The organism is Bacillus sp. EB106-02-03-XG38, from assembly GCF_058792175.1.
The window spans coordinates 138,670-150,836 of record NZ_JBYTED010000005.1 but is presented as its reverse complement, the minus strand read 5'-3'; the positions used below and the strand labels follow the sequence as shown (position 1 = coordinate 150,836).

Annotated in this window: 7 protein-coding genes and 4 pseudogenes; 3 read left to right on the top strand and 8 right to left on the bottom strand. The window is 32.1% G+C overall.

Annotated elements, in window-relative coordinates:
- Positions 1–180: 180 nt before the first annotated feature.
- Positions 181–1,266, bottom strand: a complete 1,086-nt coding sequence (locus tag AC3WTI_RS21440) for an S-layer homology domain-containing protein (RefSeq protein WP_097841359.1) — start codon at positions 1,264–1,266, stop codon at positions 181–183.
- A gap of 231 nt (positions 1,267–1,497) precedes the next feature.
- On the opposite strand from AC3WTI_RS21440, the pseudogene AC3WTI_RS21435 reads away from it, so the two are divergent.
- Positions 1,498–1,691: pseudogene (locus AC3WTI_RS21435) on the top strand (DDE-type integrase/transposase/recombinase); the annotation flags it as partial.
- 192 nt (positions 1,692–1,883) lie between these two features.
- Positions 1,884–2,069, top strand: a pseudogene (locus AC3WTI_RS21430) (helix-turn-helix domain-containing protein); the annotation flags it as partial.
- A gap of 198 nt (positions 2,070–2,267) precedes the next feature.
- Here AC3WTI_RS21430 and AC3WTI_RS21425 read toward each other — a convergent pair.
- Both AC3WTI_RS21425 and AC3WTI_RS21420 read right to left on the bottom strand, forming a co-directional pair.
- Positions 2,268–3,659: a family 8 glycosyl hydrolase gene (locus AC3WTI_RS21425; protein ID WP_492304406.1), complete on the bottom strand. Its 1,392-nt coding sequence runs from the start codon at positions 3,657–3,659 to the stop codon at positions 2,268–2,270.
- A 566-nt stretch (positions 3,660–4,225) separates the two neighbouring features.
- Positions 4,226–5,656: pseudogene (locus AC3WTI_RS21420) on the bottom strand (IS4 family transposase).
- A 227-nt stretch (positions 5,657–5,883) separates the two neighbouring features.
- On the opposite strand from AC3WTI_RS21420, the gene AC3WTI_RS21415 reads away from it, so the two are divergent.
- A complete protein-coding gene (locus tag AC3WTI_RS21415) occupies positions 5,884–6,447 on the top strand; it encodes a GNAT family N-acetyltransferase (RefSeq protein WP_097841357.1) in 564 nt (187 codons plus the stop codon).
- 749 nt (positions 6,448–7,196) lie between these two features.
- Here AC3WTI_RS21415 and AC3WTI_RS21410 read toward each other — a convergent pair.
- The 5 genes and pseudogenes from AC3WTI_RS21410 to AC3WTI_RS21390 form a co-directional block, all read right to left on the bottom strand.
- A complete protein-coding gene (locus AC3WTI_RS21410) occupies positions 7,197–7,859 on the bottom strand; it encodes an alpha/beta hydrolase (RefSeq protein WP_492304405.1) in 663 nt (220 codons plus the stop codon).
- Between the two features lie 129 nt (positions 7,860–7,988).
- Positions 7,989–8,153: pseudogene (locus AC3WTI_RS21405) on the bottom strand (helix-turn-helix domain-containing protein); the annotation flags it as partial.
- A gap of 459 nt (positions 8,154–8,612) precedes the next feature.
- A complete protein-coding gene (locus tag AC3WTI_RS21400; RefSeq protein ID WP_088314994.1) occupies positions 8,613–10,343 on the bottom strand; it encodes a methyl-accepting chemotaxis protein in 1,731 nt (576 codons plus the stop codon).
- Positions 10,344–10,599: 256 nt separating this feature from the next.
- Positions 10,600–11,421 (bottom strand): peptidoglycan-N-acetylglucosamine deacetylase, encoded by an 822-nt coding sequence (locus AC3WTI_RS21395; RefSeq protein ID WP_492304404.1) that lies wholly within the window; start codon positions 11,419–11,421, stop codon positions 10,600–10,602.
- Positions 11,422–11,519: 98 nt separating this feature from the next.
- The gene (locus tag AC3WTI_RS21390; RefSeq protein ID WP_492304403.1) at positions 11,520–12,023 is read right to left on the bottom strand and encodes a DUF3902 family protein; all 504 of its coding nucleotides are present in this window, start codon (positions 12,021–12,023) and stop codon (positions 11,520–11,522) included.
- Positions 12,024–12,167 lie beyond the last annotated feature (144 nt).

The following is a 12,167-nucleotide window of genomic DNA, read 5'->3' as shown; positions in this document are numbered from 1 at the left end:
TTTTCAGTAAGAAATCAGGAGCTATCTATCAAGTTAAGAAAAACAAATACCCCAAAATGAGAATATTGACATCTTCAGTTGAAGATTTTCTCGTTTTGGGGCACTATAAATTTTTTAAGTTAATAGGCATAGGGATAAGAGGTCATAACTTTATTTCACTTACATCTTTAAAAAAGTGAATTATTCCATAATATTAATGTATATACTATTTTTATTATTTGTTTCTCCCATTGTTATTTCACGTTGGTTTTTAACAAATTTATATTTGTTACTTGGATTTTTAACCAATCTATCAATTTCTGCATCTAGATTTAAATCAGGATATATCATGGTAACCCATCTCTTCGTCAATTCAATGGAAACTTTATGATGTTCGAAGAAAATAGTAAAGTTAGGACCCTTATCATTTTGTTCTTCTAAACTTAATGCTCTGCCCCCCATTTTAGCTGAATCTAAATCAATTGAAGGACCTGCCTCTGAATACTTAATATCTAAATTATATTTTGCATTCATCTCATTAATAAGAGATTGCGCTTCTTCAGATATAGATTTAACATATACTGGAATGAAGTCAACCCAAGGTTTAATAAACGTAAAGTCATCAGTCACCATGGATTTAGGTATCCCAAGCGGCATTACTTCCGGATTTCCTGGCTTCTCTAATTTACGAATTGCATTATAGAGAAACTGTGCATACTGATCACGAGTTACAACTTTTTTTGGCTCAAATAAATTGTCCCCTGTACCTACTGCAATTTTATTCTCTTGTAGAGCACTAATCCCCTCAGTAGCCCAATAATTTTTTTCAACATCATTAAATGTAGTAATAGATTTTGCTTTTAAATTAAATGTATTCTGTAAAATTTCTGCCAATTGTTCACGAGTTAGAACATCATCTGGTCCAAACATATTATCTCCATATCCATTCATAAGACCCGAACTTACAACTGCATGTATTTCTTTTTCAAACATAGTACCTTTTACATCTCTAAATTGATCCTCGTAGGGTATAGCTAGATTTAATGGCTGTAGATACACATATAGCAGTCGCGCCGCTTGCCCACGTGTGATATTATCTCCTAATCCGAACATTCCATTTCCATAACCAGCTACAATGTTTTTCTCTTTTAGATGCATGATTGCATCATAAGGCCAGTGATCTGTAGGAACATCTTTAAATGTTGTGTCTGCTTGTACATTCGATAATGATGTAAATATCGTAGTAGCAAGTGTAGCTCCTACTAAAAGCTTTTTTGTTAATTTCATACTGCATCTCCCTGTCTCTATAAATTATTGCTATAAATAATTCTAATTACCTTATATACCATATTTTCCAACTTATTCGTATTACCATATCCTTTATTAATTTATATATATTAATTTAAAATTAATATTCTATTTTACCCTTAAATCAATCTATTATTAAACCATTTTATAAACAATAAGAATTTATTTCAGACTATCCTTAAAACTATATATCATTATGGTATGTGAAATATTAAACATCGTAATAATCTCATTGAACAAGACCATCGACATGTCAAACATCAGTTTGTGAAATCAGCTGGATTTCAAACTCTTCGTCAGGCCTCACGTACCATCAAAGTAATGGAAACAATTCAGGCTATATATAAATAGATTTCGCCTTTTCAGTGTACAATGCGTTACAACAATTAATGGCCACTGCATAAGGATTTTTCCTTATTCATCCACCCGTTTATGCTTTTTCAAACTTTGCAACAGAACCTGCTCTCCTTTAGATAACTACTACCGTCAAAGTTGCGGTGGCCACTAAAAATAACACCTACAAATATTGTAGGTGTTATTTTTAATCATTTAGGCTTGTAGAATATTCCGTATTTCTTCTATACGGGGTCCCGCCACATATGACGTCAGGATCAATACTCCCTCATGTTGAAGGCATTTATTTTAAAAGTAAGGTTGAGCCATTAACTTTTCATGCAGATTATGACTTTAAACAAAAAGTAATTCAAATGGCTGCCGAATCTGGTATGGGGCAAGAAGAATTTTTATTACAAGCTGTAAAATCATATATTGAAAATTTTTGAAGCTTATTTACATCAACTTCCAACCAGTACATTATTTTATTTCCATCCTACATGTTTTATCTAATCCATATAGTTTATCTTATAAGTAAAAAACGTAGAAATTATAAATTCCTACGTTTTTTACTATATAAGTTTCTGCTAATTGCTTATCTATATTTTAAAAAAATATCAAATTTCAAATTTGGTATTCATACAATCTTAATCCTGTTCCTTCAATTCAGATTGTACTTCTAAATTTATTGGACTTTGTATCTTTTTTTCATCTGGAATCGGTTTCCACCAATTCCCTGTTAAAAATAACATGGTTAAAAGATTATAACTATCACTGAAATAACTCTCTTTCTTATTCTTCATCCAATCCCAACCACTATTTACCCATTCTTGATTTTTGCTGTTAGTGGTACCAGCGGCAATAAAGGGCGAAACGTATACGGCTGTTGGATAATCACCGATATTTGTTCCATCTAGTTTATAGCCGTCAACAATTTTCGATGGATTACCTTTTGTTTTACCTTTTATCCATGTAGCAACTTTATCAGAAATCACCTTACCTCTCTTTTCTCCATACATTGCATAGTCCATAACAATTCGGAGTGGTACACGACTCGCATTATAGTAATATGAATCAGTATATTTCGATTCATCTAAAAAATCTTTTGGTGCAGGCTGTGGTGGATTTTTTACAACAAAATCAGAAATTAATCCTGTCTTTGGTGAATGTTTATTTGTGAAATTTGTATAAGTATTGTAGAGATTATCAATAACATTAAGCCAAGTTTTATCACCTGTAAATTCGTAGAATGCCCTTAAATGAGACATCATCCAGTCGGATGGTCTAGTATCAAATGTACTTTTGTCTCCCCAATCCCCTAAATTCAAACCATTATTTTTTGTCACATTACTAGCCTTAATACCTTTTGTAATCATATTTTGAGCTTCTTTTACATAATTGATTTTCCCACTTGATCCCCATTGCTTATGAGCAAGAAGAAGTGAATAAGCAATGTCTAAATCTCCATCTGTTGCAGAATCAAAATGCCCTTGTGCTTTCTTGTCATCTGCTACAACCCACCCCATTAAATTTGGGTTTATGGAACTTTTAAAAGCTCTTGCTGTTTTAAATAAGCCATCATAAATAGTCTGAGCATTTGAATCATGTCCTGCCATTAAAACTGTGATAATCATCCCATATCCTTGTCCTTCTGAAGTTCCTAATGGTCTAAACCCATCTGGATTTCCCGTAATCTCACCCTTAACATAATACCCACCAGGAAGTGAAGATAAATCATTCTTTAGATACTTCTTCTTCCAATCGTTATAATAATTTTTAACTGCATTATTCAAACTTTCCTGTGAAACATGATTCGGTTTTAAAATTCCTGAGTAATTTACTTGTTGAGGAAAAGGTTTCATCTCCTTAGCGACAGCGGATACTTGAGAAGAGTTTGTTATAATAGAAGAATTGATTTTGTGTCCATTATTTATTAATGTATCATTGTCTATAGCTGCTGCTGAAATACAATTAGTATAGCCTGCAAACCCAATCCCACATGCACATATAACGGTGAATATCGTTCTTTTTTGTCTCATTTTTTTGTCTCCCTTAAAATAAATTTTAAAATTCAGATATTTTTTATTTCTATAATAATTACTCCCATAACAAACGTACCCTTTTTTTGAAGGATTTGGAATACATTTAGATATTTTTCAAACTTAGTCTGACTTGGTATATTTTTTATACTTTTCTAATATAAGAGTAATTATCTAAGCATTTTCTATAACTTATGGTAGTTAATACTTGAAATAGTTAACATTAATATTATTATGTAGTGAAGGTAACTCTAAATAATTTTTAATAATTAATAGATAACTAATTTTATTTACATCAAAAACTATATCGTAATAAGAATATTCCCTTATAAATCTTAGATAAAAGGAATAGAAAGTTGCAAAATACCATATTTGAAAAACCTTGTTCAAAATTCGTCTAAATTTACATTTTCAACTATTTTTATAGGGGTATCCCCACATCGCTATCAAGCTAAGCTTATGCAAAGTCAATTTTAGGCGAGATTGTTTCTTTTTCTAAAGGGCAAGTGTAGGTGATTGAAAGATTTGCATACGAAATAAACCCTAACGGGTTTCACTTTTTTGAATTAAGCGGCTTGATTATCAGACATGGTACAATTGTAAACGACACCTAATATATCAAAGACCGTTTTTTTCTCATATCGATGAGATTTCCGCCCGTTTTGCTGTAGGAGATTGAACAGACGAAGTAACACCTTTGATAGCTCTTGGGTATTTTTTTGTATAGTTTGGAATAGAAGAAGAAAATAGTCTTTAATCATATATATGGCTTTATACTCACTAAGCTCTCGTTTTTTCTTCATGAGGAGCAATTGGCACATTTGAAACATGATAGAAGAACAGAGTAGAATGGCAATCAATTGACCATATAAATGGCACTCCAATCGTTCTGGTTTTATCTTTTTACAATGATGGATTTGAAAAAATGACTTCCACGTTTTAAATAAAATTTCGATTTGCCAACGCAAAGAATACTAGTCATGTACCTGTCCCATCGGGACAATATCTGTAGGGGTGTTTGTCATATATACATTAACACCACTGAGTCGTTTACTACGAGGAGAATACTTCATTCCTTTCTTTTTTTCTCTTACAGCTTGATCTTGTAATCGTTTTTGTTGCTGTTGTTTTGTTAATCGATGGACAATTACACGAGCTGGCACTTTATCAACCATTCCTACATAAGCATTAGCTATTTCACATGTTTGTCCTGGTTGAAGGGAGTTCATTACCGTCTCCATCTCTATCTGTATATGCTCTGTACCTTTCTTAATTCTTCCATCTTGAAAATAATCAAGGTTAGGATTTTTTTGATAAATACGTGTATTTGACTTGATACGAGAAATATAGTAGGCTTCTTGATCTTGTATATATTGAAGGTCTTTTAAATGAAAATAACCTAAATCTCGGATACATAAATCATTCGCTGTCACAGTTGGGGCACACAGAGAGCCGTAAGTGCGATCATGTTGTTTACCTGGACCTGTCTGAATATGTAGGAACTGTCCACTTAGCAAATCATACTCAAGTTGAATTTTTATCCCAGCTGTATGGCTGCAGCCTCCTGCACCTGAATAAACCGATGAAAATACATCTGGGAGTTGAAATGCAGTTGAATCTAAAATACGAATACGCTTGAAAACAGAAGTGTATGGAGAAGAAATCGGCATAGATGCGGCCAATTTTTTGCTTAGTAGTTCGGCTAGTAGGTGTTGTAAAAGTTGGACGGCCGCCTTATTAAATCTTTGATTCAGTCCCTCAGGACTGATGAGTACTGCTGTTGATGCTTCTAAACAGCTAGATAACTGAGTTAAAGAAGTCATAGCTACATTTTGGTTCACCCATACACATAAAGCGACTAAATCCTTCGCTTGATACTTACTAGTTCGTTGTACAAAACCAACATCTCTAGCAAGATCTCGTAAGATATTTGGAGATAAACAGCTTTGAATCTCTTGAGCAAATAGTTGTAATTCATCGGATACAGAAATAGACATACAAAAATTCCCTCCTTTCCTATGATTCTACAGAAAGAATAGCGTATTTTTGCATTTTAAGGAAATTTAGTTTTGTTAGCTTGATAGCGATATGGCTGTACCCCAAGCACAAAAGTTCCCGAACCTCGCTTTGGGTGCATTTCCTGTAATTAAAGTGATGAGACAGGTTATTTTAATAAGAGGAAAAATACTTTATAATAAATAATAAATGCAAAAGAGGAACTACTATGGAGATTGAAAAATTTTTTAAGGAAATACCTGTTCTTGAAACAGAACACCTTTTATTTAGAAAGATAGAATTGGATGACGTAGATGATTTATTTGAGATTTTCTCTGACCCAGAAATAACACATTCTATGACTTGGGAAGTCAATAAAACTAAGGAAGACACCTTAAATAAATTTATAAAAATTATTACTGAACGACATGAAAAAGGTCAATCTGTTGATTGGGCAATCGTGCATAAAGAAAGCAAGAAAGTTATTGGGAATTGTGCTTTTATTGGTTGGTCTAATAAACATAGTAAAGCAGAAATTGGCTACGTTTTAAATAAAGCGTATTGGGGACAAGGGTTCGCAACTGAAGCTCTTAATGAATTAATTCGATTCGGCTTTGACGTAATTCATTTAAATCGAATCGAGGGTGGTTGTGACATTGATAATGTTGGTTCAGAGAAAGTAATGCTAAAGGTTGGCATGCAGTTTGAAGGTACTTTGAGAAAGAATGAATTCATAAAAGGTGAATTCCGTGACACTAAGATTTTTGCGATGTTAAAAGAAGATTACTCATAGAACGACGATGTTCTACTTTAATAAAGCGTTAGAATGATTTTCTGCAATTGTAAACTATAATGTAGTAAGATTTTAAGTTATACAAACAAATACGCAATAACGTTCTCAAATGAAAGTTTGGGAACACAAAAAACCTCAAAATGTTGATAGTACAGAGTTTTGAGGTTCTTTGTGTTCGATACGTCCATACAATTTTTTATGCAAAGGCATATGAACGCAGTTACTATAAATTTTTTTAGGATATTGCAGAAAAATGGTGCTGGTGCACCGTCTGTATAAAATCTTGCATATATAGACAATTTCTTAACGTTGTAAATACGCATTTTTATGACGAGACCCCCTGCCCATCAACTTAAGAATTCAGAATTACCCCAAAATGAAAATTTCATCTTTTCCTAGTTATCCATAGAAATTCAGTTCATTTTTTCGTTTTGGGGAAGAATGTACTTTTTAACTTGATACCCCATTTTCAGCTTGTTTTAATTAATTTCTTACTAGATATCTACTCATTTGCATATGTATTGGTGGAAAAATTCTATTTGTTCGTTGTTGAGTATTGTTGCTTCGTCTTTTCTTAAGTCAAGGTGGAATACATGACCGCTCGCTTTGTCATTATGACCATATTCCTTGTAAATATAATGAAGTCCTGCGGATTCTAATTTACTAAGGAAAGCAGGTTGAATCCCAACCAATCCATCATTAACACTGCAAGTCACAAAGGACGGAGGAAAAGATGGTGTAATGTTTGACTAAAAATCCATTTCCTTTTCATATTTATAAATTTCTTTTCCAAGATAGTCCTTCATCAAAGCATTTAAAAGATTCCTATACCATTTTTTCGTTTGTTTGTTTTTTATTCTATCGAGTGGATCATACATTCCGTGGTTTAATCCCATTGCTTTTATTTTAATATCAGGCATTTTAAAGTCAAACAGTTTTGCATACTTTAAATTAGTTAAAATTGCTGCATACTGACTTGCAATCTGTGCCCCCGCTGAATCACCTACAATAAACAAATTATTTAAGTCCATATGAAACTTTGTTGAATTATTCTTCATCCAATGAAAAACCGAATTTACATCTTCCAGAGCCGCTGGAAATTTATATTTTGGTGCAAGGCGGTAGTTGAAGTTTACTACCGTAAACCCATACTGGGCTAACTTCATGCAATAAAATTGATAAGCTTCCTTGTTCCCGTACACCCAGCCACCACCATGAATCGATATAATTACTGGCAAAGGTTTTTCCGTATCTTTTGGATAATACACGTCAAGCAAATGGTCTTCACTTTTATCCCCGTAGTAATTAAGGTTGTCAAACCTTGCGATATTTTCTGGGGTAGTTAACCCTTTATCCCTTTTAGCATCCCCCTTTTCAAATAACACATTTAATAAAACTGATGTTAATGACATCTCTTCACACCTCTTTTTTATAAAATGAGAATTACTTAGTAGATTATTTTATTTTGGGATTATATTTCAATAGAAGAAATAATTTATTCTTGTTCTATTGATTCGTTCATTTAATGGAATAAGGAATGATTATTTGTTCCCTTCCGATAACTTTATATATAATGAAGCTCTAGATACATTTGTAATTTCACAAATTTGATGTACAGTCATATTTCCTTCTTTGTATAACTTTACTACATAATTCATTGCTGTGTGATTTTTATGATATTTCTTTAACCGATCTTTAAATCCCCCTCATTTACTTAACTTTACTAACTATCTATTCGAAAATAATGCTTATTTCCCTTCATAAAAGGCAAATTAAATGTATAGAGGTAACTCTCCCAATGCCCATTAAGCTAAAATTCTATAGTATCCCAGAACGAAATTTTGTACTAACATGTAACAAAAAAGCTCCTTTTTTCGTTTCGGGGTAATTCTGAATTCTTAAGTTGATGGGCATGGGGTAACACCACATCGCTATCAAGCTAAAAAATGTGTCACCTCTAAAATGAAAAAATATATTAAATTCTCACAGATAGCTCTCTTATATTAATTACATAACCTATTTTACGAAATTATCGTTTTACTGCTTGTATTTATCTTTTGAAGAAAATTTATCCATAAAAAATGCACCCCAATTGTTAATTATGTGTCTAACAATTGGGGTGCACTTCATATTTATAAAAGTTACTATGGTCTTTTTTATTACTCTTATTTCTCCTTGCCTTGTTTCTCAATAATAAATTTCGAAACTAACTCTGATAATGCTTCTACTTTTTCTTTTATTTTGTTAGATTGATTCGAGATTTCTTCAATTGAGGCTGCCTGTGATTCGATTGACTGTACTGTTTGAGTTGTTTCTTTAGCTACTTGCGCTGCGGTTTCAGAAACACTCGACATAGAGGCGTTTACTTCTTCTGTGCCGGCAGACATTTCTTCTGTCGCTGCAGATACTTCTTGAATTTGACTAGTAATTTTATTAATAGCTACCATAATAGATGAGAATGCTTGATCCGCTTTATTAGCTGTTTCTTTTCCTTCCGACGCTTTTTGTTGACCTTTTTGCATTGCATCAACTGTATCTTTTGTATCTTGTTGAATGGCTAGTATTAAATGATTGATTTCATCTGCAGATGCTTTAGACTGTTCAGCTAAATTCCCTACTTCCGCTGCTACCACTGCAAATCCTTTTCCATTTTCTCCAGCACGTGCGGCTTCAATTGAAGCGTTTAAAGCAAGAAGGTTTGTTTGTTCAGCAATATTAGTGATTGCATCCAGAGCTTTATCAATTTGCTGTGTACGCATAACAAGTCTCTCTATTACTGTGGATGTTTCTTCAACAACCTCATGAATACTATTCATTTGAAGGATAGATTGTTTAATTACTTCACTACCAGAATTGACTTGTTCTGTTGTTGTGACCGCCACTTCTGTAACCGTTGCTGAAGACTCAGCTACAGTTTGAACGCCAGTCGCAATTTCTTCCATTGATGAAGAGCTTTCTTGAATACTAGTAACTTGTCCTTCTATTTTTTTATCGACCTCGGATATAGTTTGAACTACCTCTCTTGATATATGAGATGCTCTTTTAGTATCTTGCAACATTCCATTGGTAGAAGAAATGACCTCTTGCGTTGTGATTTTTACTTCTCCAATTAATTGTTGTAAGTTATCCAGCATACTATTAAAAGATTTTACAATACTTCCTAATTCATTATCCGATTTATAAGAAGTACGTATCGTTAAATCACCTGCAGATACCTTTTCCATATCTCTTTCTAATAATACAATTGGTTGTCTAATTGCACTTTTAATGATATATCCTATAAAAATAACGATTGCGATTGCTATAATAGAGATACTAACAAACAGCATTATAGTATTTGTTGCACTGGCTGTATTATTTTTTTGTAATTGATCTGCATTATTATTATTAACCTGAATGAGCTCACGAATAGCCTGCACTGCCTTTTTCATATTAGGGTCAACTTCTTTCAGATAATAAGCATATGCTTCTTCATTATTAGATTGTCCCAAATCTTGTACTTTCCTCAGTTGTGTTCTTAATTCATTAAATACCGCATGAAATGTTGTATACAATTCTTTTTCTTTATTAGAACTAACTCTAGACTCAAACTTCTTTATTAACTGATCAGTTTCTGTACGAGCTACATCTATTTCTACCAAAAGTTCCTTTATTCTTTCCTGATCTTTTGATAGAATAGTTTCCTTTACATTCATATTGATTAGATAAAAATTAGACTCTATAGCTCCTATCCACTGAATTGGTAATAAACTATCTTCATACATCGTATTAGATGCATGCTCCCCCTTTTTCAGACCCAAAAATCCTAGTATAGATAATATTATACAAGCTACACTTGCTATAATTACTAATACATTTAATGTTGTACCAATTTTACTGTTTTTAAAAAACGACAATTAACTTCACTCCATTGTTATATTATGATTAAATAATTTTATTTACATAAATAAAGACATTTAATTGTTTATATCTATTAAAAAACGTATAAAGTTTTCTAAAATAAGAAAGTTCATATTTAAATCTAAATTTAAATATAGTCCGGTAAAAAGAGCGTGTTTTCATCTATTTATCTAAACACGCTCCTGCTAATATTTAAACCCTATAGTCATTGCTTATTCCATTCTGATTTCCTTTTTACTAATACATATCTTTTTATATACGATTATCATGCCAAAAGTTTATTGGAAAATGATCATTCTCATTATAAGCTTCAAATTCATAACCTTTTTCTTTTAATCCTTTTATAATTGCTGGAACTGCCGCGACAGATTGGGGATGAATATCATGCATTAAAACAATTTCTTTTGAAGATGTCGCACCTGCCAATACATTTTGCACAATTTTTGCGGCTGCTACTTCAACGGCTAATTTATTGTATTTCCAATCTAAAGAATCAATTGTCCAATCCCATACTTTTAAATCATTTCCGACCACTTGATTTCGAATTGATTCATTTAAGCCAGGCATTGATCCATATGGTGGCCGTGTTAATTTCGGTGAGTTTCCAATAACATTTTTAATTAAAGATTGATCCTCTTTCATTTCCTTAACATATTCCTTATTGGTGTATAACCTTTTATAATCATGTGTCATGCTATGCATGCCAACATAATGACTCTCTACATGTTCTCGTTTCACTAAATCTGGGAACCTTTTCACATTGTCACCAATTAAAAAGAATGTTGCTTTCACATTATTTCTTTTTAATATATCTAATAGGTTAGCTGTATATTTTCCTGGTCCATCATCAAAAGTTAAATATACAACTTTTCTTTCTTTACCATCAAAACGACTAGGTATTGATTTTCTAAATTCATTTTTAGGAAGACTGCTCACTTGTTGTACACTGTTTTCCTCTTCTGCATTTACTAGCTTAGGATTCGTTATAGATTGAAACATGTAATAACCTATTGCTACTAATGTAATAGCTAACAATACACATAAAATTCTTTTTTTCTTTAGCTTCATTTTCATACCATAATTCTTCTTTCTATCCTATTATTCCACTATATGTTATTTAACCAAACTCAGTTTGCCTTTGCTAGTAGTTTCAATAATCTGGATAATCCCTATTAATTTCCTGCACTACTGCTCATACCATTTCCAATAATAGTTAGAACTAATGGATATAACACTGGCCCTACGGTAAGGAAAATGTTTAAAAGTATAATAAACTTATATAGGAAGCTATCTTTTTGATTATTAAGATTTGAAAATATTAATACAACTAATATTATTATAGTAATTATATGTAAGAATAAGATTATCAACCAATAGTACATCATTATAGTAACATTCCACTTTCCTAATAGTTGGTATGTTATCCCTACAACTATTCCTAATACTGCAGTATTAAAGGAAATAAACAAAGTTCTGTATAGTATTTTAGGAAATATTTTATAATACACAGTTTTATTTGATAGATCTATTAAAATGGCCAAAGATAGATACGCCAGTAATACTCCCACCCAATTTAATATCCAATCTTGATTTCCCATTAAATTAAACAAAAGTGCAATGACCCCTCCTAATGCAAAAATCAAAGAGATCATAATATTATTTAAAGCTGATTTCATGATGTTCTCACTTCCTTAATAATTATGATAAAGCATTGATGTTTACTCTTGAGTTGTCCTTTCCTTATTAAAAACTCTTTTTATTAATCGAGAACCTGTTTGATACTATTCTTCCATTACTTCTCGTGAACTCATACTTTCTAC